The organism is Pseudoduganella namucuonensis, from assembly GCF_900116645.1.
Classification (GTDB): domain Bacteria; phylum Pseudomonadota; class Gammaproteobacteria; order Burkholderiales; family Burkholderiaceae_D; genus Rugamonas; species Rugamonas namucuonensis.
Genome location: NZ_FPBO01000002.1, coordinates 42,492 through 61,160 on the forward strand (window position 1 = coordinate 42,492; position 18,669 = coordinate 61,160).

General features: G+C 65.6%; 21 protein-coding genes and 1 other RNA gene. 13 read left to right on the plus strand and 9 right to left on the minus strand.

Annotation, left to right across the window (positions count from 1 at the left end):
- Positions 1 to 222 precede the first annotated feature (222 nt).
- From folD to BM436_RS02375, 7 genes are all read left to right on the plus strand, one after another.
- Positions 223 to 1,068 carry a bifunctional methylenetetrahydrofolate dehydrogenase/methenyltetrahydrofolate cyclohydrolase FolD gene (gene folD / locus BM436_RS02345; RefSeq protein ID WP_093553102.1) on the plus strand — a complete coding sequence of 282 codons (846 nt, stop codon included), beginning with the start codon at positions 223 to 225 and terminating at the stop codon, positions 1,066 to 1,068.
- A gap of 38 nt (positions 1,069 to 1,106) precedes the next feature.
- Positions 1,107 to 3,194, plus strand: coding sequence for a M3 family metallopeptidase (locus tag BM436_RS02350; RefSeq protein ID WP_093553104.1), 2,088 nt, complete (start codon positions 1,107 to 1,109; stop codon positions 3,192 to 3,194).
- Positions 3,195 to 3,196: 2 nt separating this feature from the next.
- Positions 3,197 to 3,817 (plus strand): glutaredoxin family protein, encoded by a 621-nt coding sequence (locus tag BM436_RS02355; protein ID WP_093553106.1) that lies wholly within the window; start codon positions 3,197 to 3,199, stop codon positions 3,815 to 3,817.
- Between the two features lie 62 nt (positions 3,818 to 3,879).
- Positions 3,880 to 4,305 (plus strand): DNA polymerase III subunit chi, encoded by a 426-nt coding sequence (locus BM436_RS02360; protein WP_093553108.1) that lies wholly within the window; start codon positions 3,880 to 3,882, stop codon positions 4,303 to 4,305.
- Positions 4,302 to 4,664, plus strand: coding sequence for a DUF2486 family protein (locus tag BM436_RS02365; RefSeq protein ID WP_093553110.1), 363 nt, complete (start codon positions 4,302 to 4,304; stop codon positions 4,662 to 4,664). Before BM436_RS02360 ends, BM436_RS02365 begins: the two co-directional genes overlap by 4 nt.
- Before the next feature lie 117 nt (positions 4,665 to 4,781).
- Positions 4,782 to 5,918 carry a branched-chain amino acid ABC transporter substrate-binding protein gene (locus BM436_RS02370; RefSeq protein ID WP_093553112.1) on the plus strand — a complete coding sequence of 379 codons (1,137 nt, stop codon included), beginning with the start codon at positions 4,782 to 4,784 and terminating at the stop codon, positions 5,916 to 5,918.
- A gap of 64 nt (positions 5,919 to 5,982) precedes the next feature.
- A complete protein-coding gene (locus tag BM436_RS02375; RefSeq protein ID WP_093553114.1) occupies positions 5,983 to 7,119 on the plus strand; it encodes a branched-chain amino acid ABC transporter substrate-binding protein in 1,137 nt (378 codons plus the stop codon).
- A 48-nt stretch (positions 7,120 to 7,167) separates the two neighbouring features.
- On the opposite strand, the gene BM436_RS02380 is transcribed toward BM436_RS02375, so the two are convergent.
- On the minus strand, positions 7,168 to 7,479 hold the full coding sequence (locus BM436_RS02380; RefSeq protein WP_093553116.1) for a c-type cytochrome: 312 nt from the start codon (positions 7,477 to 7,479) through the stop codon (positions 7,168 to 7,170).
- Positions 7,480 to 7,620: 141 nt separating this feature from the next.
- Here BM436_RS02380 and BM436_RS02385 point away from each other — a divergent pair, with 141 nt between their 5' ends.
- A complete protein-coding gene (locus BM436_RS02385) occupies positions 7,621 to 7,845 on the plus strand; it encodes a TIGR04438 family Trp-rich protein (protein WP_093553118.1) in 225 nt (74 codons plus the stop codon).
- A gap of 142 nt (positions 7,846 to 7,987) precedes the next feature.
- On the opposite strand, the gene ilvD is transcribed toward BM436_RS02385, so the two are convergent.
- Complete coding sequence (ilvD, locus tag BM436_RS02390) at positions 7,988 to 9,850, minus strand: dihydroxy-acid dehydratase (protein ID WP_093553120.1); 1,863 nt, start codon at positions 9,848 to 9,850, stop codon at positions 7,988 to 7,990.
- A 120-nt stretch (positions 9,851 to 9,970) separates the two neighbouring features.
- Between ilvD and BM436_RS02395 the strand changes: the two genes are divergently transcribed.
- Both BM436_RS02395 and lgt read left to right on the plus strand, forming a co-directional pair.
- Complete coding sequence (locus BM436_RS02395) at positions 9,971 to 10,864, plus strand: LysR family transcriptional regulator (RefSeq protein WP_093553641.1); 894 nt, start codon at positions 9,971 to 9,973, stop codon at positions 10,862 to 10,864.
- A 13-nt stretch (positions 10,865 to 10,877) separates the two neighbouring features.
- A complete protein-coding gene (lgt, locus tag BM436_RS02400) occupies positions 10,878 to 11,741 on the plus strand; it encodes a prolipoprotein diacylglyceryl transferase (RefSeq protein ID WP_093553122.1) in 864 nt (287 codons plus the stop codon).
- Here lgt and BM436_RS02405 read toward each other — a convergent pair.
- From BM436_RS02405 to BM436_RS02425, 6 genes are all read right to left on the minus strand, one after another.
- Positions 11,698 to 12,156: an EVE domain-containing protein gene (locus BM436_RS02405; RefSeq protein WP_093553124.1), complete on the minus strand. Its 459-nt coding sequence runs from the start codon at positions 12,154 to 12,156 to the stop codon at positions 11,698 to 11,700. The genes lgt and BM436_RS02405 overlap by 44 nt on opposite strands.
- A 71-nt stretch (positions 12,157 to 12,227) precedes the next feature.
- Positions 12,228 to 12,407, minus strand: a non-coding RNA gene (gene ssrS / locus BM436_RS02410) — 6S RNA.
- Between the two features lie 46 nt (positions 12,408 to 12,453).
- Positions 12,454 to 12,765, minus strand: coding sequence for a cell division protein ZapA (locus tag BM436_RS02415; protein ID WP_093553126.1), 312 nt, complete (start codon positions 12,763 to 12,765; stop codon positions 12,454 to 12,456).
- On the minus strand, positions 12,762 to 12,983 hold the full coding sequence (locus BM436_RS02420; protein ID WP_093553128.1) for a hypothetical protein: 222 nt from the start codon (positions 12,981 to 12,983) through the stop codon (positions 12,762 to 12,764). Before BM436_RS02420 ends, BM436_RS02415 begins: the two co-directional genes overlap by 4 nt.
- Positions 12,984 to 13,015: 32 nt before the next feature.
- Entirely contained in the window at positions 13,016 to 13,297 is a 282-nt protein-coding gene (locus BM436_RS35935; RefSeq protein ID WP_143132915.1) for a hypothetical protein, read from the minus strand.
- A complete protein-coding gene (locus tag BM436_RS02425; RefSeq protein WP_093553130.1) occupies positions 13,294 to 13,803 on the minus strand; it encodes a hypothetical protein in 510 nt (169 codons plus the stop codon). Before BM436_RS02425 ends, BM436_RS35935 begins: the two co-directional genes overlap by 4 nt.
- Before the next feature lie 348 nt (positions 13,804 to 14,151).
- On the opposite strand from BM436_RS02425, the gene groES reads away from it, so the two are divergent.
- The 3 genes from groES (at position 14,152) to BM436_RS02440 (ending at position 18,273) form a co-directional block, all read left to right on the plus strand.
- Positions 14,152 to 14,442: a co-chaperone GroES gene (gene groES / locus BM436_RS02430; protein WP_093553132.1), complete on the plus strand. Its 291-nt coding sequence runs from the start codon at positions 14,152 to 14,154 to the stop codon at positions 14,440 to 14,442.
- 54 nt (positions 14,443 to 14,496) lie between these two features.
- Complete coding sequence (gene groL / locus BM436_RS02435) at positions 14,497 to 16,143, plus strand: chaperonin GroEL (protein WP_093553133.1); 1,647 nt, start codon at positions 14,497 to 14,499, stop codon at positions 16,141 to 16,143.
- Positions 16,144 to 16,341: 198 nt separating this feature from the next.
- Positions 16,342 to 18,273, plus strand: a complete 1,932-nt coding sequence (locus BM436_RS02440) for a TOL_0244 family TonB-dependent receptor (RefSeq protein ID WP_093553135.1) — start codon at positions 16,342 to 16,344, stop codon at positions 18,271 to 18,273.
- Here the strand turns inward: BM436_RS02440 and BM436_RS02445 are convergent.
- Complete coding sequence (locus tag BM436_RS02445; RefSeq protein ID WP_093553137.1) at positions 18,267 to 18,659, minus strand: nuclear transport factor 2 family protein; 393 nt, start codon at positions 18,657 to 18,659, stop codon at positions 18,267 to 18,269. The two genes, BM436_RS02440 and BM436_RS02445, sit on opposite strands and share 7 nt — an antisense overlap.
- Positions 18,660 to 18,669: the final 10 nt, after the last annotated feature.

The window sequence follows — 18,669 nt, forward strand, 5'->3', positions numbered from 1 at the left end:
GTGTGAAGATTCTAACAGCACTTTTCGTATTTTTCAAATTACGATAACGCATTTCATATAGTGGAAAATACTTATTGCCGACGCCGATGCGTGGCCCGCCTCCAAGCGGCGTCAGCCGGCCATGGGGTCTGACCCCAAAGCGGCGTCGGCCGTTGTTGTCCGCGCCGGGAGGGTCGCTCCGGCCTTATAATTCTGGTTTTCCCCTCCCACCCCTCCAAAATCATGTCTGCTCAACTGATCGACGGTATCGCCCTCTCCCAAAAACTGCGCGCTGAAATCGCCTCCCGCGCCGCCGCCCTGACCGCCCAAGGCAAGCAACCCGGCCTGGCCGTGATCCTGGTCGGCGAGGACCCGGCCTCGCAGGTGTACGTGCGCAACAAGGTCAAGGCTTGCGGCGACGTCGGCTTCCATTCCGTGCTGGAGAAGTACGAGGCGGACCTGGGCGAGGCGGACCTGCTGGCGCGCATCGAGGCCCTGAACAACGATCCGGCCATCCACGGCATCCTGGTGCAGATGCCCCTGCCCAAGCACATCAACCCGCACAAGGTGATCGAGGCCATCGCCACCTCCAAGGACGTGGACGGCTACTCGGTGCTGTCGGCCGGCGAACTGATGACCGGCCTGGAGGGCTTCCGCCCCTGCACGCCGTACGGCTGCATGAAGCTGATCGAGTCCACCGGCGTCGACCTGCGCGGCAAGCACGCGGTCGTCATCGGCCGCAGCAACACCGTCGGCAAGCCCATGGGCCTGCTGCTCTTGCAGGCCAACGCCACCGTCACCATCTGCCATAGCGCGACCCCGGACCTGGGCCTGTACACCCGCCAGGCCGACGTGGTGGTGGCCGCCGTCGGCCGCCGCGACACGCTCACCGCGGACATGGTGAAGCCGGGCGCAATCGTGATCGATGTCGGCATGAACCGGGACGATAATGGCAAGCTGTGCGGCGACGTGGACTTCGCGGGCATCAAGGAGGTCGCCTCGCACATCACGCCGGTGCCGGGCGGCGTCGGTCCCATGACCATCACCATGCTCTTGATGAACACCATCGAATCGGCCGAACGCAAGTAAGCTGCCAATAAGCCGTTTCGACCACATTGGAAAGCCATATGACTACTGAAGCCCTGAACAATCCCCTGCTGGACTTTTCCGGCCTGCCGCGCTTCGACGCCATCCAGCCGGAACACGTGACGCCCGCCATCGACCAGTTGCTGGCGCAAAGCCAGGCCGTGGTCGACCAGTTGCAGGCGGCCACCGGCGAAGTCACGTGGGACAACTTCGTGGCGCCGCTGGAAAACGCCACCGAGCTGCTGGGCCGCGCCTGGGGCATCGTCAGCCATCTGAACAATGTGGTCGACACGCCCGAACTGCGCGCGACCTACAACGAGAACCAGCCGAAGGTGACCGAGTTCTGGACCGCGCTGGCCCAGAACGAGGCGCTGTTCGCCAAATACAAGGCGCTGCGCGCCAGCGCCGGCTTCGACGCCCTGGCGCCGGCCCGCAAGCGCATCATCGACAACGCCGTGCGCGACTTCCGCATGGGCGGCGCCGAGCTGCCCGCCGAGCAGAAGGAACGCTTCGCCGCGATCCAGGAGGAGCACGCGCTGACCTCCACCCGCTTCTCGGAAAACGTACTGGACGCGACCAACGACTACAAGCTGACCGTCGAGGACGAGGCCGACCTGGCCGGCCTGCCGGACGACGTCAAGCAGGCCGCCAAGGCGCTGGCCGAGAAGGAGGGCAAGGGCGGCTGGATGTTCTCGCTGCACTTCCCGTCCTACTACCCCATCCTGCAGTTCGCCGACAAGCGCGCGCTGCGCGAGACCGTCTACCGCGCCAACGCCACCAAGGCCTCGGAGTTGGGCGAGGCCTTCAGCAAGCGCGAGGACTGGGACAACACGCAAAACATCGTCACCCTGCTGAAGCTGCGCGACGAGGAAGCCAAGCTGCTGGGCTACAAGAACTTCGCCGAGGTGTCGCTGGTGCCCAAGATGGCGCAATCGCCCGAGCAGGTGATCGCCTTCCTCGAGGACCTGGCCAAACGCGCCCGCCCCTACGCCGAGCAGGATTACGCCGAGCTGCGCGCCTTCGCCAGGGACGAGCTGGGCCTGGACGAGCTGCAAGCCTGGGACCTGCCCTACGCCTCCGAAAAACTGCAGGAGCGCCGCTACGCCTTCTCGGCCCAGGAGGTGAAGCAGTACTTCCCCGAGCACAAGGTGGTCGACGGCCTGTTCCGCCTGATCCCGTCGCTGTTCTCGGTCGCCATCCTGCCGGACCAGGCGCCGACCTGGCACAAGGACGTGCGCTTCTTCCGCATCGAGCGCGACGGCAAACTGATCGGCCAGTTCTACCTGGACTTGTATGCCCGCGCCGGCAAGAGCGGCGGCGCCTGGATGGACGACGCGCGCGGCCGCCGCGTCGGCGTGAACGGCGAGGTGCAGACGCCGGTCGCCTACCTGACCTGCAACTTCACCGAACCGGCCGTCGTCGACGGCAAGGTCCAGCCCTCGCTGTTCACGCACGACGAGGTCATCACGCTGTTCCACGAGTTCGGCCACGGCCTGCACCACATGCTGACGCTGGTGGACGAGATCGGCGTGTCCGGCATCTCCGGCGTGGAATGGGACGCGGTGGAGCTGCCGTCCCAGTTCATGGAGAACTTCTGCTGGGAATGGGACGTGCTGAGCCACATGACCTCCCATGCGCAGACCGGCGAACCGCTGCCGCGCGCGCTGTACGACAAGATGCTGGCGGCCAAGAACTTCCAGTCCGGCATGCAGACCCTGCGCCAGGTCGAGTTCTCGCTGCTGGACATGCACTTGCACTTCGATTACGACCCGGCCGGCGGCCAGGCCGTGCAGTCGCTGATCGACGACGTGCGCCGCAAGTTCTCCATCGTGGTGCCGCCCGCGTTCAACCGCTTCCAGAACTCCTTCGGCCACATCTTCTCCGGCGGCTACGCGGCCGGCTACTACAGCTACAAGTGGGCCGAGGTGCTGTCCGCCGACGCCTACGCGGCCTTCGAGGAGGCCGCGGCGCTGGGCGGCGGCGCCATTTCGGCCGAGACCGGCAAGCGCTTCCAGCGGGAGATCCTGGCCGTTGGCGGTTCGCGTCCCGCGCTGGAGTCGTTCACGGCCTTCCGCGGCCGCGAGCCCAGCATCGACGCGCTGCTGCGCCACAGCGGCATGGCGGCCTGACCATGCGAGCCTCGCGGATGGCCCTGCTGTTGCTGCTATGCGGCGGCATGGCCTCCGCGCAGATATACAAGTGGACGGACCAAAAGGGCGTGACGCATTTCAGCGACACGCCCCCGCCCGCCAAGGCCGCCCCCGCCGGCAAGCCGGTCGAGGTCAAGCACTACGACACCGGCCCGGCCACGCCCGCCCTACCCGCCGAGCTGGCCACCGTGGCCAAGGCCAGCCCGGTCACGCTGTACACCACCCAGGAATGCGACATCTGCAACGCGGCGCGCGCCATGCTGCAAAAGCGCGGCGTCCCGTACACCGAGAAAACCGTGCAGAACAGCGACGACATGGCCGCGCTGCGGCGCGCCGGCAGCGCCGGCCGCCTGCCCTACCTGCTCATCGGCCGCGAGCGCCAGACCGGCTTCGAGCAGGTCACCTGGGACGAGGCGCTGACCGCCGCCGGCTATCCCGCGCAAAGCCTGCTCCCCGCCAACTACCGTCAGACGCCGCCCGCCCCGGCCGCGCCGCCACCCGCCCGTACCGCCGAGACCACCCAGTCCGGCAAGCCGGAAAATCAAGCGCCGCGCACGCAGCGTTTGCCGCCGGTCAATGCATCGCCGGATTTTCAATTCTGAAACCCTGCCGTCGGTGTTGCCCCGGTTAAAATAGCGGATCGCCACCGCTTGCAAGATTGACCATGACCCGCATCGACTTCCACACCAACGTGCCCGACAAGATCGCCTACGCCTGCCGCCTGGTGCGCAAGGCCTACGCGGCGCGCAACCGCATCGTGCTGCTGGCGGACGACGAGCAGCAGCGGGCGGAGCTGGACGGCGCGCTGTGGTCCTTCTCGGGCGTCGATTTCCTGCCGCACGTGGCGGCCGGCGACGCGCTGGCGGCGGAAACGCCCATCGTGTTGACCGCCAGCGACGACGACGCGCTGCCCCACACGGATCTACTGGTCAACCTGTCGCGCCGCACGCCGGCCCACTTTGCCCGTTTCCAACGGGTAATTGAAGTGGTATCGTCCGAGGAACAGGACGCGGCGGCGGGCAGGAGGCGCTACGTGTCATATAAGCAACAGGACTATCAACCCACCCACTTCGTCGCCAACAAATCATGAGCCCCGCCCATCCATTCGACGCGTCCATCCCCGTGCTGACGGAGGTCTTGCACGATTTGCCGGCCACACAGCCCGCACTGGCCACCGGCGCGGCGGCGCGCGGCGACGGCGACGAATTGAGTGGCGGCGACATGGAAGCGCTGGAACGCCGGCTATCGGAGCGCATCCTGCAGCAACTCCAGGCCAGGGTGGACTTCGTGCTGGAACAGCGCATCAAGGACAGCATGGAGGAAGTGCTCGGCCACGCGCTGCGCGGCCTCACCGCGGAAATCCGCCACGGCCTGCACGACACGCTGGCCCAGATCGTCAGCCGCGCCGTCACGCAGGAACTGACGCATCTGCACGCGCAAAAAAAGTAAAAAAGTGACAGCGAAAATAACAACTCCCTTTGCGGGGCGGTTAATTTGTTGTACCTTCACGGCTTGTATAGCCAACAAGCATCGGCGTTGCCGTCCTCAATCTATCGGAGAATGTATATGCAGTTCAACAGCAAGCTGATTCCATTTGCCATCGCCCTGGCTTTCGCCGGCAGCGCGTCCGCGCAGGAAATCGTCAAGATCGGCCACGTCGCTCCAGTCTCCGGCCCCTCTTCCCACCTGGGCAAGGACAATGAATACGGCGCCAAGATGGCGGTGGACGACCTGAACGCCAAGGGCTTCAAGATCAACGGCAAGCCGGTGAAATTCGTGCTGCAGATGGAAGACGACGGCGGCGATCCCAAGCAGGGCACCACCGTCGCGCAAAAGCTGGTGGACGCCAAAGTGCAGGGCGTGATCGGCCACCTGAACTCCGGCACCACCGTGCCCGCCTCCAAGATCTATTTCGACGCCGGCATTCCGCAGATCTCGCCCGCCGCCACCAACCCCATCTACACCAAGCAGAAGTTCAACACCGCCTTCCGCGTGGTGGCCAATGACAGCAAGCTGGGCGGCACCTTGGGCAAATACGCCGTGGAAAAACTGGGCGCCAAGCGCATCGCCGTGATCGACGACCGCACCGCCTACGGCCAGGGCGTGGCCACCGAGTTCACCAAGGGCGCCAAGGGCCCCGGCGTGACCATCGTGGACAAGCAGTTCACCAACGACAAGGCCACCGACTTCAACGCCATCCTCACCACCATCAAGGCCAAGAACCCGGACCTGGTGTTCTTCGGCGGCATGGACTCGGTGGGCGGCCCGCTGCTGCGCCAGATGAAGGCGCTGGGCATCAAGGCCAAGTTCATGGGCGGCGACGGCCTCTGCACCGACGCGCTGCCGCGGCTGGCGGGCGACGCCGCTGCCGACGGCGTGGTGACCTGCGCCGAGGCGGGCGGCGTGCCGCCCGAGCTGCAAAAGAACATGGACGACTTCCGCGCCCGCTACAAGAAACTGTACGGCCAGGAAGTGCAGCTGTACGCGCCCTACGTGTACGACGCCGTGATGACGATGGCCACCGCGATGGCGGAAGCCAAATCGAGCGAGCCGGCCAAATACCTGCCCTTCCTGCACAAGATCAAGTACCAGGGCGTGACCGGCATGATCACCTTCGATCCGTATGGCGACATCAACAACGGCGCGCTGACCCTGTTCACCTACACCGGCGGCAAGAAGACCAAGATGGAAGTGGTGCAATAAGTTAATGTGAGAGCATCGACTAGCCGTCCGCGATCCGGACGGCTTTTCTTTTGGAGAAAGCAGCATGCAAATTAAGTTCATTCCGCTGGCGCTGCCGTTGGCGCTGACCCTGGCCTGCGCCGCCGGCGCGCGGGCGCAGGAAGTGGTCAAGATCGGCCACGTGGCCGCGACCTCCGGCCCGTCCGCCCACCTGGGCAAGGAAGACGAGTTGGGCGCCAAGATGGCGGTCGAGGACTTGAACGCCCAGGGCTTCAAGATCAACGGCAAGGCGGTCAAGTTCGTGCTGCTGCCGGAGGACGACGCGGCCGACCCGAAACAGGGCGCGGCGGCGGCGCAGAAACTGGTGGACGCCAAGATCAACGGCATCATCGGGCACCAGAACTCCGGCACCACGATTCCCGCCTCGAAGATCTATTTCGACGCCGGCATTCCGCAGATCTCCGCCTCGGCCACCAGCCCCGTCTACACGCGCCAGGGCTACAACACCGCCTTCCGCGTGGTGGCCAACGACAACAAGCTGGGCGGCACGCTGGGCAAGTACGCCGTGACCAAGCTGGGCGCCAAGCGCATCGCCGTGATCGACGACCGCACCGCCTACGGCCAGGGCGTGGCGAGCGAGTTCGCCAAGGCCGCCAAGGGGCCGGGCGTGAGCATCGTCGCCAAGGAGTTCACCACCGACAAGGCCACCGACTTCAACGCCATCCTCACCAAGATCAAGTCCAAGAACCCGGACCTGGTGTTCTTCGGCGGCATGGACGGCGTGGGCGGCCCGCTGCTGCGCCAGATGAAGGCGCTGGGCATCAAGGCCAAGTACATGGGCGGCGACGGCATCTGCTCGGAATCGCTGCCCAAGCTGGCCGGCGGCGCCGACGAGTCGGTGACCTGCGCCGAGGCGGGCGGCGTCACGGCCGACAAGAAGAAGGACCTGGAGGACTTCGCCGCGCGCTTCCGCAAGAAGTACAACATGGAGGTGCAGATCTACGCGCCCTACGCCTACGACGCGGTGATGACGATGGCGACCGCCATGGCCAACGCCAAGTCGGCCGACCCGGCCAAGTACCTGCCCTTCCTGCACAAGGTGCAATACCAGGGCGTGACCGGACCGATCAGCTTCGACAAGTACGGCGACATCAACAACGGCGCGCTGACCTTGTACACCTACAAGGACAACAAGCGCACGGTGCTGGAAGTGGTGAAATAAAAAAAGGGGCCGCGGCCCCTTTTCAAACTTCCAAAGCCCGGCGCGGGATCACTTCTGCGCCAGAACCCATTTCACCAGCGTCTTGGCTTCCGCCTCGGACACTTGGGGATTGGCCGGCATCGGGATCGCGCCCCAGGTGCCGGAGCCACCCTTGATGACTTTGCCCATCAGCTTGGCTTCGGCGTCCTTCTGGCCGGCATACTTCGCCGCCACATCCTTGAACGCGGGACCCACCACCTTGTTTGCGACCGCGTGGCAAGCCATGCAGTTTTTCGCCTTGGCCAGGTCCGCGTTCGCCATGGCGCTTTGCGCCGCGAAAGCCGAAACGGCCACCATACCAACCATCAGAACACGTTTCATCGTTTTCTCCATAGTAACTAACGCTATTCTACCGCCTTCTTACAACGCAGGGATCATACCGGTCGTTGACGTCCGCAACAATATCATCCCCCGTATAGCGCATTCTTTTGTAAGATGATGTAAGTGAACAAGGAGTTTCCCATGCCCATCATCCTGCTGATCGTCGCGCTGTGCGGCCTGCGTTATTTCGAAGTGTGGAAGTTTGCCGAGTTGTCGTGGTGGTGGATCGTCGGGCTGATGGTGTTCGCGTTCGTCTGGTTCGAGTTCCTGGAACCCATGCTGGGCCTGGACAAGCGCAAGGCCCACAACGTGGACGAGCAGCGCCGCAAGGACCGCGTGAAGCAGAATTTCGACAAGAAGAAATAAAAAAAAGGGGTCAGGTTCAATTAAAAATTGAACCTGACCCCTTTTCCCCTTTCCTGGCACGAAAAAGCCGGTCCGAGGGCCGGCTTTGTTTTGGGCGGCGGCAACTTGTCCGAATGTCGCGCCTGACACCGATGTGAAAGTGTTAACGCTTGAGCTGGGACAGGTCGCGCACGGCGCCGCGGTCGGCGGAGGTGGTCAGCGCGGCGTAGGCTTGCAGCGCCTGCGAGACGTAGCGCTCGCGGTCGACCGGTTGCCACGCGTCGGCGCCCTTGGCTTCCATCGCGGCGCGGCGGGCCGCCAGTTCGGCGGCGTCGACGCGCAGGTTGATGGCGCGGTTGGGGATGTCGATGTCGATCATGTCGCCCTCTTCCACCAGGCCGATGGCGCCGCCCTCGGCCGCTTCCGGCGAGGCGTGGCCGATCACCAGGCCCGACGAGCCGCCCGAGAAGCGGCCGTCGGTGAACAGCGCGCAGGCCTTGCCCAGGCCCTTGGACTTGATGTAGGAGGTCGGGTACAGCATCTCTTGCATGCCGGGGCCGCCTTTCGGGCCCTCGTAGCGGATGATGACGACGTCGCCCTCGTGCACGGTGTCGCCCAGGATGGCTTCGACCGCCGCGTCCTGGCTTTCGAACACGCGCGCCTTGCCGCTGAACTTCAGGATGCTTTCGTCCACGCCCGCCGTTTTCACGATGCAGCCGTTTTCAGCCAGGTTGCCGTACAGGACGGCCAGGCCGCCGTCCTGCGAGTAGGCGTGCTCCTTGTCGCGGATGCAGCCCTTTTCGCGGTCCAGGTCCAGCGCGTCGAAGCGCTCGGACTGGGAGAACGCGGTCTGGGTCGGCACGCCGCCGGGGGCGGCGCGGAACATCTGGTGCACGGCGGGATCGTCGCTGCGCTTGATGTCGTTCTTCTCGATCGCCTCGCCCAGCGTCTTGGCGTGCACGCTGTAGACCGAGGTGTCGAGCAGGCCGGCGCGGGCCAGCTCGCCCAGGATGGAGACGATGCCGCCGGCGCGGTGCACGTCCTCGATGTGGAACTTGTCGGTCATCGGCGCGACCTTGCACAGGCAGGGCACGTTGCGCGAGATGCGGTCGATGTCGGCCATCTTGAATTCGACCTCGGCCTCGTGCGCGGCGGCCAGCAGGTGCAGCACGGTGTTGGTGGAGCCGCCCATGGACACGTCCAGCGCCATCGCGTTCTCGAACGCGGCCTTGGTGGCGATGTTGCGCGGCAGGATGGTGGCGTCGTCCTGCTCGTAGTAGCGCTTGGCCAGTTCCACGATCAGGCGGCCGGCGCGCAGGAACAGTTCCTTGCGGTCGGAGTGGGTGGCCAGGATGGTGCCGTTGCCGGGCAGGGACAGGCCCAGCGCCTCGGTCAGGCAGTTCATCGAGTTGGCGGTGAACATGCCGGAGCAGGAGCCGCAGGTCGGACAGGCGGAGCGCTCGATCTCGGCCACGTCGGCGTCGGAGACGGTGCTGTCGCCGGCCTTGATCATGGCGTCCACCAGGTCCAGCTTGATGATCTTCTTGTTGCCGTCGACGACCTTCAAGACCTTGCCCGCTTCCATCGGGCCGCCGGACACGAACACCACCGGGATGTTCAGGCGCATCGCGGCCATCAGCATGCCGGGGGTGATCTTGTCGCAGTTGGAGATGCAGACCATGGCGTCGGCGCAGTGCGCGTTGACCATGTATTCGACCGAGTCGGCGATCAGGTCGCGCGAGGGCAGCGAGTACAGCATGCCGCCGTGGCCCATGGCGATGCCGTCGTCGACGGCGATGGTGTTGAATTCCTTGGCGACGCCGCCGGCCGCCTCGATCTCGCGCGCCACCAGCTGGCCCAGGTCCTTCAGGTGCACGTGGCCGGGCACGAACTGCGTGAACGAATTGACGACGGCGATGATCGGCTTGTCGAAATCGCCGTCCTTCATGCCGGTGGCGCGCCAGAGGGCGCGGGCGCCGGCCATGTTGCGGCCGTGGGTGGTGGTGCGTGAGCGGTATTGCGGCATGATGGAACTCCCAGGTTAATGCACAAGAGTGCCCTGCCCGCATCCCCGTGTCAAATATAAGATTCGCGGCCCTGTGATATTCTTCATATATCACAGCAACGAATTATCATGGTCTTCCATATGAACCTCGAACTCAGGCAGCTGCGCTACTTCGTCACCGTGGCCGAGGAACTCCATTTCGGCAAGGCCGCGCTGCGCCTGCACATGACGCAGCCGCCGCTGTCGCAGGCCATCCAGGGCCTGGAGGAGTTGCTGGGCGCGGCGCTGTTCGAGCGCAACCGGCGCGGCGTGGCGCTGACGCCGGCCGGCGCGGCGCTGCTGCCGGAGGCGCGCCGCCTGCTGGCGCAGTCGCTGGAACTGCCGGGGCTGGTGCAGCGCGCGGCCGCCGGCGAGGTGGGACGCATCGCGCTGGCCTTCGTCTCGTCGGCCGACTACAGCGTGCTGCCGCCCTTCCTGCGCGCCTACCGCGCCGCCTATCCGCAGGTGCAGATCACGCTGCAAGAGGCCACCTCCGACCTGCAGCTCGAGCAGCTGCTGCACAACCGCATCGACGCCGGCCTGTTGATCCCGCCGCTGCCGGACAAGGCGAAGGCCGAACTGGACTATCTGCCGGTGCTGAGGGAGCCGCTGGTGCTGGCCGCGCCCACCGGCCTGCCGGCGCTGCGCGGCAAGAAGAAGGTGGCGCTGAAGGACTTGCCGCCGCTGCCGCTGATCATCTTCCCGCGCGCGATCTCGCCGGCGTTGTACGACGCCATCCTGGGCGTGTTCCGCGCGGCCGGCGTGACGCCGGAGATCGGCCAAGAGGCGATCCAGATGCAGACCATCGTCAGCCTGGTGTCGGCTGGCATGGGCCTGGCACTTGTGCCACAATCGGTCTCGAATTTGATGCGCCCCGGAGTAGAATACCGCTCGCTGCGCGACCCGACACCGCTGGTCGAGACCGGCCTGGCCTGGCGCCGCGACAACCAGTCGCCGGTGCTGCTGGGCTTTTTGGGCTTACTGAGGAATTACTAAGGAACCACGTTTCATGCTGATACACCCGCTGCCCGACCCCATCGCCTTCGCCCTCGGTCCCGTCAAGATCCATTGGTACGGCTTGATGTATGTGCTGGCCTTCGCCCTGTTCGTGCTGCTGGGCCGGGTGCGCATCAAGCAGCCGCACATCGCCGCGCAGGGCTGGCGCAACGAGGACCTGGACGACATGCTGTTCTACGGCATGCTGGGCGTGGTGATCGGCGGCCGGCTGGGCGAGGTGCTGTTCTACCGTCCCGAGTACTTCCTGACGCCGCTGGAGATCTTCAAGGTGTGGAACGGCGGCATGTCCTTCCACGGCGGCTTCCTGGGCGTGATGCTGGCCATGTGGCTGTGGGCGCGCAAGTCCGGCCGCAACGTGCTGGACGTGTACGACTTCATCGCGCCGCTGGTGCCGCTGGGCTACGCCTGCGGCCGGCTCGGCAACTTCATCAACGCGGAGCTGCCGGGCCGCGTGGCCGCGGACCAGACGCTGCCGTGGGCCATGCTGTGGCCGAACACCGCCTATCCGCTGGCGCCCAATCCGGTGTTCCTGGAGGGCCTGCGCCACCCGTCGCCGCTGTACCAGTTGCTGGTCGACGGGCTGGTGGTGTTCGTCATCCTGTGGCCCTACGCGCGCCGCGCGCGGCCGCGCCTGGCGGTGGGCGCGATGTACACGCTGCTGTATGGCTGCGCGCGCTTCTTCACCGAGTACTTCCGCACGCCGGACTGGGAAACCAGCTTCGCCGGCTTCACCGTCACCTCCGGCCAGACGCTGTCGCTGCCGATGATCGTCGGCGCGCTGCTGCTGCTGGTGTGGTCCTACAAGCGCAACGTCATTGCAACAGGGCCTGTATCTTCTTCCACTGCGCGGGCGTGACCGGCGTGATCGACAGGCGGCTGCCCTTTTGCAGCAGCGCCATGTCCTCCAGTTCGGGCACGGCGCGCAACTCGGCCAGCGGCAGCAGGCGCGTCTTGCGCAGCGCCTTCACGTCGACCATCATCCAGCGCGGCTGCTCGCGCGTGGCCTTCGCGTCGTAGTAGTGGCTGGCCGGATCGAACTGCGTGTCGTCCGGATAGGCCGCGCTGGCCACCTCGGCGATGCCGGCGATGCCAGGCTGCGGGCAGCTTGAATGATAGAACAGCACGCCGTCGCCGACCCGCATGCCGTCGCGCATGAAGTTGCGGGCCTGGTAGTTGCGCACGCCGAACCAGGGCACGGTGTGTTTCGGCGCGGCCAGCGCGTCGTCGATGCTCATCTCATCGGGTTCGGACTTCATCAACCAATAAGCCATACCGTTCCTCTCTCAAAAAGACGGACGAAAAAAAGCGGCTGCCGCTTACGCTGACAACCGCTCTTTAGGAGTTTAGCCCCGCCTGTGCCGCTATGCCGGCATCCCGAACCAAAAGGCTCAAGGTGGTCACAGTTAGTTCAATTTCGGGTTCATCGGGCTAGCGACGCTCACTCCCATCAAACAAAATTCCGCGACCGGTGCATATAAATGGTTCAAGGAATATATGGCAACCGCGAACACCGCAGGGTGACACGGAGTTTACTCCTCTATCCGCGCCAGGGAAAGGGCTTTCGCCGATTAAAACAGAATTTCTTGGGGGGTCAACGCGCTGTCGAGCACTTTGTGCATGGCGGCGATCTTCTGCTGCACGTCCAGCATGGACATGTCGGACAGCGGACCTTGCGGCGCCTTGGCCGACAGGAATTCGGCCGCCATGCCCAGCGCCGCCATCACGGCGATGCGGTCGTTGCCCTTGATCTTGCCGGCGTCGCGGATGGCCGTCATCTTCTTGTCGAGGAAGGCGGCGGCCTCGCGCAGCGCGCGCTCCTCCTCCTCTTTGCAGGCGAGGCGGTAGGGCTGACCCATGATGGTCACGTCCAGGTGGATCATTGCGCGCCCTCGGCCGCGTTGCTTTCCTCGGCGGGGATTTGTTCAAGCAGTGCCGACACGCGCCGCGACGCCTCGGCCAGGCGCAGCTGGTACGCCATGGCCTCGGCCGCCAGCGCCGAATTGGCCTGGCGCAGCTGCGCGTTTTCACGGCGCAGCGCCATCGTCATGTCGGCCAACTGGTCGATTTTGTCGGAAAGTTCTTGGAATTCTGAGATCATCCCGCAACTATAGGACGCCTTGCAAACCCGCGTCAACCGCCGCACGACAATGACGTGCATATTTGAGGAAGTCCTCGGCGGAATGCAAAGTGTGACAGGCAAATCGTCGCCAATAATTGCATCGCAGGCCACGTTTTGGCGCCGCGCGGCGTGGAAAGCGCGCGGCGCGCGGCGCGTGCGCCCGCGCTGGTGGTGGGCAGCGTGTCCAGCGGCGTCACCTGCAATCGCAGTCCGGGCGCAGCTCCCGCCATGCGTATCGTGGCCATGGCGCTGGCCGTGTTGCCGTCCCTGTCGGCGGCGCGCATGGTGATCATGTGCGTGCCGCGCCGCGGGTCGTCACGTCCAGCACGGCGCCGTTGCCGAGCGGGCCGTCCAGGATGGAGGTCCAGCCGATGGCGTCGCCGTCAGCATGCCGTCGTCGACGTCGTGGGCGCCGCCCTCGAGCTGCGCCAGCGCCTCGGGCGCGAAGGCCGCGCCGTCCGCCGGCGACACGATGCGCGCATCCCGCGGCGCCTTCTTCGGCACGCCGAGCGGCGGCGAGGTGGCGCGTGTGCCCCACCTCGTGCGCGACCACCTCCCGCGCCGTTTCCACGCCCAGCCGGCTGACGCTGGTGCGGCCCAGCGCCGCGTGCGACGGAATGCCGCGCGCGATGCCGCCTATGCCGCCCGGCACCGCCGTGCGCACCATGCCGTAATAGGTGCGGTGCTCGCCGGCCACGCCGGCCACGGAGTCGAACAGGCCGTACAGGCTGTTGGCGTCGCGCGCCGCCGCCAACCACCAGTTCGCCACGTCGGGATAGTCCGAGCTCTGGCGCCGCACGAAGCTGTTGGTGACGTTCAGCGCCCACCTGGCGCGTGGCCCGCCGCCACCGACAGCGGGTCCCAGCGGTTGAAGTCGCCGGTGGGGTCGTCCGCGCCCTGGCTGTAGAAACCTTGTCTTTTCATACAACTGGATGGAGTTTGAGCGGCCGCAAGAGTGTGGCGGCGGGCGCCATTGCCGTGGCGCAAAAAACAAATAAGTTGATGCTTGTCTTGAAATACCAAATAACCGTCCCTATAATTGGCACTCGTTAGCCGAGAGTGCTAACAAGAATTCTGAGGCACCGGCACGGCACCGCCGGCCGGCGCCTCTTCAGCACGACAACCATTTGCTTAAAAGGAGTTTTGTATGAACCTTCGCCCTTTGCACGATCGCGTCATCGTCAAACGTCTCGACCAGGAAACCAAAACCGCGTCCGGCCTGATCATCCCTGATGCGGCCGCTGAAAAACCAGACCAGGGCGAAGTCCTGGCCGTGGGCAATGGCAAAGTGCTGGAAGATGGCAAGGTCCGTCCGCTGGAAGTGAAAGTCGGCGACCGCGTCCTGTTCGGTAAATACTCGGGCCAGGCCGTCAAGGTTGACGGCGACGAGCTGCTGGTCATGCGTGAAGAAGACATCATGGCTGTTGTCAACAAGTAATCCAACGATTACGACAACACCCACCGCAACATACTGAACACAGGAGAAACAAACATGGCAGCTAAAGACGTAGTATTCGGCGACGCAGCGCGCGCCAAGATGGTTGAAGGCGTGAACATCCTCGCCAACGCGGTTAAAGTCACCCTGGGCCCGAAAGGCCGCAACGTGGTGCTGGAGCGTTCCTTCGGCTCCCCGACCGTCACCAAGGACGGCGTGTCGGTCGCCAAAGAGATCGAGCTGAAAGACAAGCTGATGAACATGGGCGCGCAAATGGTCAAGGAAGTCGCTTCCAAAACCAGCGACAACGCCGGCGACGGCACCACCACCGCGACCGTGCTGGCCCAGGCCATCGTGCGCGAAGGCATGAAGTTCGTTGCCGCCGGCATGAACCCGATGGACCTGAAGCGCGGCATCGACAAGGCCGTCGCCGCCACCGTCGAGCAGATCGCCGCCCTGGCCCGTCCATGCACCACCACCAAGGAAATCGCCCAGGTTGGCGCGATCTCCGCCAACTCCGACTACTCGATCGGCGAGCGCATCGCCGAGGCGATGGAAAAAGTGGGCAAGGAAGGCGTCATCACCGTGGAAGACGGCAAGTCGCTGAACGACGAGCTGGACATCGTCGAGGGTATGCAGTTCGACCGCGGCTACCTGTCGCCATACTTCATCAACAACCAAGAGAAGCAAGTCGCGATCCTGGACAATCCATTCGTCCTGCTGTGCGACAAGAAAATCTCCAACATCCGCGACCTGCTGCCCGTACTGGAACAAGTCGCCAAGGCCGGCCGTCCACTGCTGATCATCGCCGAAGACATCGAAGGCGAAGCGCTGGCGACCCTGGTGGTCAACAACATCCGCGGCATCCTGAAAACCTGCGCCGTCAAAGCGCCAGGCTTCGGCGACCGCCGCAAAGCCATGCTGGAAGACATCGCCGTGCTGACCGGCGGCCAGGTTGTCGCTGAGGAAATCGGCCTGACCCTGGAAAAAATCACGCTGGCCGAACTGGGCCAAGCCAAGCGTATCGAAGTCGGCAAGGAAAACACCATCGTCATCGATGGCGCCGGCGACGGTTCCAACATCGAATCGCGCGTCAAGCAGATCCGCGTGCAGATCGAGGAAGCGACCTCGGACTACGACCGTGAAAAACTGCAAGAGCGCGTGGCCAAGCTGGCCGGCGGCGTTGCCGTGATCAAAGTCGGTGCCGCCACCGAAGTCGAAATGAAGGAAAAGAAAGCCCGCGTTGAAGACGCGCTGCACGCCACCCGCGCGGCCGTCGAAGAAGGCATCGTGCCAGGCGGCGGCGTGGCCCTGCTGCGCGCCCGCGCCTCGCTGACCGTCAAAGGCGACAATCCAGACCAGGAAGCCGGCATCAAGATCGTGCTGCGCGCGATGGAAGAGCCACTGCGCATGATCGTGCAAAACGCCGGCGAAGAAGCGTCGGTGGTGGTTGCCGCCGTGCTGGCCGGTTCCGGCAACTACGGCTACAACGCATCGAACGGCACCTACGGCGACATGGTCGAAATGGGTGTCCTGGATCCAGCCAAAGTGACCCGTTCGGCCCTGCAAAACGCGGCGTCGATCGCCGGCCTGATGCTGACCACCGACTGCATGGTCGCCGAGATCAGCGAAGACAAGCCAGCCGGCGGCATGGGTGGCATGGGCGGTATGGGTGGCATGGGCGGCATGGACGGCATGATGTAAGTCGGCCGCGCCGAACCGTCACCGGTTCAACGCTGAAAAGCCCGCAAGGTTTGCGCCTTGCGGGCTTTTTCACGTCCGCCGCGCGACCGTCCAGGACACACTGTGGCCCCGGGTGGACGATGCCGGAAAAAGGCGTGGAGGGCGCCGCGGGTCCGACGTATAGTGGCCCTTATACGTATCGTGAGAGCAACTTTTATCATGAAATCGACCTCGTATCCGGCCACGGCCTTGGCCACGGCCCTGGTCCTGGGCATGGCCGCCATGGGAGCCGCCGCGGAGGAGTCGTATGACTTCGCCTCGCTCACGCTGGAAGAACTGGGCAGCCTGCGGATCACCTCGGTGTCCAAGAAGCCCGAGCGCCTGGCCGGCGCGGCCGCCTCGGTGTTCGTGCTGACGCGGGAGGACATCCGCCGCGGCGGCGCGACCAGCCTGCCCGAGGCGCTGCGCCTGGCGCCGAACCTGTATGTCGCCGCCCGCAGCGCGCACGGCCACACCATCACCGCCCGCGGCTTCAACAGCAGCCTGGCCAACAAGCTGCTGGTGCTGATCGACGGACGCTCGGTCTACACGCCGTTTTTCGCCGGCGTGTTCTGGGACGTGCAGGACCTGATGCTGGAGGACGTGGAGCGCATCGAGGTCATCAGCGGCCCGGGCGGCACGCTGTGGGGCACCAACGCCGTCAACGGCGTCATCAACATCATCACCCGTTCCGCGCGCGACACGCGAGGCACGCTGCTGAGCGCCGGCGCCGGCCAGCGCGGCGTCGACGCCGGCGCGCGCCACGGCGCCGCTTTCGGCGCCGACGGCGCCTACCGGCTGTACGCCAAATACACCAACGACAACCACACCGAGTTGCAAAGCGGCGCGCCGGCCGACGACGCCGGCCGCGGCGCCCGCGCCGGCTTCCGCGCCGACTGGGGACAGCCCGCCGGCCTGTGGAGCGCGCAAGGCAATGTCTACCACGGACACGAGGGCCAGCCCCTGCCGGGCACCATCGCCGTCGCGGGCAGGAGCTTCCCGCTGGGCGTCATCTCGCTGTCGGGCGCGAACCTGCTGACGCGCTGGAGCCGGGAGAACGCCGACGGCTCGTCCCTGAGCGCGAAGGTGTACCTGGACCACACCAAGCGCGTGGTGCCGCCCACCTTCAGCGACCGCCTGACCATACTGGACGTGGAGGTGCAGCACGCCTTGCCGCGTTACGGCGCGCACAACGTGGTGTGGGGGGCGAACTACCGCATCGGCAACGAGGTCGTCGCCAACAGCGTCTACATCGCCTTCCTGCCGGCCAGGCTCAAGCAGCACTGGAGCAGCCTGTTCATCCAGGACGAGATCGCCCTGCTGCCGGAGCTGCGCCTGACGGCGGGCGCGCGGGTCGAGCACAACGACTACACCGGCCGCGAATTCCTGCCCAACGCCAGGCTGGCCTGGACGGTGACGCCCCGGCACACGCTGTGGACCGCGCTGTCGCGGGCGGTGCGGGCGCCGTCGCGGCTGGACGTCGACACCTACATTCCCGGCGCGCCGCCCTATGTGCTGGCCGGCGGCCCCCGGGTGCGCTCGGAAATCGCCACCGTCGCCGAACTGGGCTACCGCGGCCAGCCGCTGCCGCGGCTGTCGCTGTCGGCCACGCTGTTCCACGCCGATTACGACCACCTGCGCTCGCAGGAACTGGGGCCCACGCGCCGCTTCGTCGTCTTCGACAGCCTGCTGGAGGGGCGCATGCGCGGCATCGAGACCTGGGGCGGCTTCCAGGCCAGCCCGCGCTGGCGCCTGAGCGCCGGCTGGACCGCGCAGCACAAGCGGCTGACGCCCAAGCCGGGCAGCACCGACACCTCGTCGGCGGCGGCGCTGGGACAGGATCCGTCCCACCAGGGACTGCTGCGCTCCTCGTGGGACTTGACGGCCAGCACCGAGCTGGACGTCACGGTGCGCCGGGTCGGCGCCGTGCGCTCCCCCGTGGTGCCCTCCTACACGGTGGCCGACGTGCGGCTGGGCTGGCGGCCCCGGCCGGGATGGGAGGTCTCGGCCGGCGCGCACAACATCGGCAAGGCGCACACCGAACTGGGCGGCGCGACCACCAGCACCGCGTTCACCCGCGGCGTATACGCCAGGCTGGTGGTGCGTTACTGAGCCACGCCGTAGCGCGCGGCCGTGTCGAGAAAGCCGCGCCAGCGCGTGACCTTGCCGTCCTCGACGGTGAACAGGTGCATCCACTCGGTGGCGAAATCCCTGCCGGTCTCGATCGCGGTGGACTCCTCCCAGCCCAGCACGGCCACGTGGCTGCCGGACGCGAAGAACTCGCGCGGTTCGAACACGCGGATCAGGTCGGCCTTGGGGATCTCGGCGAAGAACTCCGCGACCTCCTCCCAGTTGCGCCGCCGGCCCGCGTAGGCCAGCGACGGCAGGCCGACGAATTCCCAGTCCACCTCGTTGGCGACCAGCTCCATGACGGCCGCGATCTCGCCCCGGCCAAAGGCGGCGTAGATTTGCTGTACGACTTCGGTTGGGCTTGCCATTTTGCGACTC

Coding starts and splice junctions, on each gene's coding strand:
- BM436_RS02370 (WP_093553112.1), top strand. CDS start 4,782: ATGCAGTTCAACAGCAAGCTGATTCCATTTGCCATCGCCCTGGCTTTC.
- BM436_RS02415 (WP_093553126.1), bottom strand. CDS start 12,765: ATGATCCACCTGGACGTGACCATCATGGGTCAGCCCTACCGCCTCGCC.
- BM436_RS02395 (WP_093553641.1), top strand. CDS start 9,971: ATGAACCTCGAACTCAGGCAGCTGCGCTACTTCGTCACCGTGGCCGAG.
- lgt (WP_093553122.1), top strand. CDS start 10,878: ATGCTGATACACCCGCTGCCCGACCCCATCGCCTTCGCCCTCGGTCCC.
- groES (WP_093553132.1), top strand. CDS start 14,152: ATGAACCTTCGCCCTTTGCACGATCGCGTCATCGTCAAACGTCTCGAC.
- BM436_RS02380 (WP_093553116.1), bottom strand. CDS start 7,479: ATGAAACGTGTTCTGATGGTTGGTATGGTGGCCGTTTCGGCTTTCGCG.
- BM436_RS35935 (WP_143132915.1), bottom strand. CDS start 13,297: ATGATCACCATGCGCGCCGCCGACAGGGACGGCAACACGGCCAGCGCC.
- groL (WP_093553133.1), top strand. CDS start 14,497: ATGGCAGCTAAAGACGTAGTATTCGGCGACGCAGCGCGCGCCAAGATG.
- BM436_RS02365 (WP_093553110.1), top strand. CDS start 4,302: ATGAGCCCCGCCCATCCATTCGACGCGTCCATCCCCGTGCTGACGGAG.
- BM436_RS02445 (WP_093553137.1), bottom strand. CDS start 18,659: ATGGCAAGCCCAACCGAAGTCGTACAGCAAATCTACGCCGCCTTTGGC.
- BM436_RS02355 (WP_093553106.1), top strand. CDS start 3,197: ATGCGAGCCTCGCGGATGGCCCTGCTGTTGCTGCTATGCGGCGGCATG.
- BM436_RS02375 (WP_093553114.1), top strand. CDS start 5,983: ATGCAAATTAAGTTCATTCCGCTGGCGCTGCCGTTGGCGCTGACCCTG.
- BM436_RS02440 (WP_093553135.1), top strand. CDS start 16,342: ATGAAATCGACCTCGTATCCGGCCACGGCCTTGGCCACGGCCCTGGTC.
- BM436_RS02385 (WP_093553118.1), top strand. CDS start 7,621: ATGCCCATCATCCTGCTGATCGTCGCGCTGTGCGGCCTGCGTTATTTC.
- BM436_RS02420 (WP_093553128.1), bottom strand. CDS start 12,983: ATGATCTCAGAATTCCAAGAACTTTCCGACAAAATCGACCAGTTGGCC.
- BM436_RS02350 (WP_093553104.1), top strand. CDS start 1,107: ATGACTACTGAAGCCCTGAACAATCCCCTGCTGGACTTTTCCGGCCTG.
- folD (WP_093553102.1), top strand. CDS start 223: ATGTCTGCTCAACTGATCGACGGTATCGCCCTCTCCCAAAAACTGCGC.
- ilvD (WP_093553120.1), bottom strand. CDS start 9,850: ATGCCGCAATACCGCTCACGCACCACCACCCACGGCCGCAACATGGCC.
- BM436_RS02405 (WP_093553124.1), bottom strand. CDS start 12,156: ATGGCTTATTGGTTGATGAAGTCCGAACCCGATGAGATGAGCATCGAC.
- BM436_RS02360 (WP_093553108.1), top strand. CDS start 3,880: ATGACCCGCATCGACTTCCACACCAACGTGCCCGACAAGATCGCCTAC.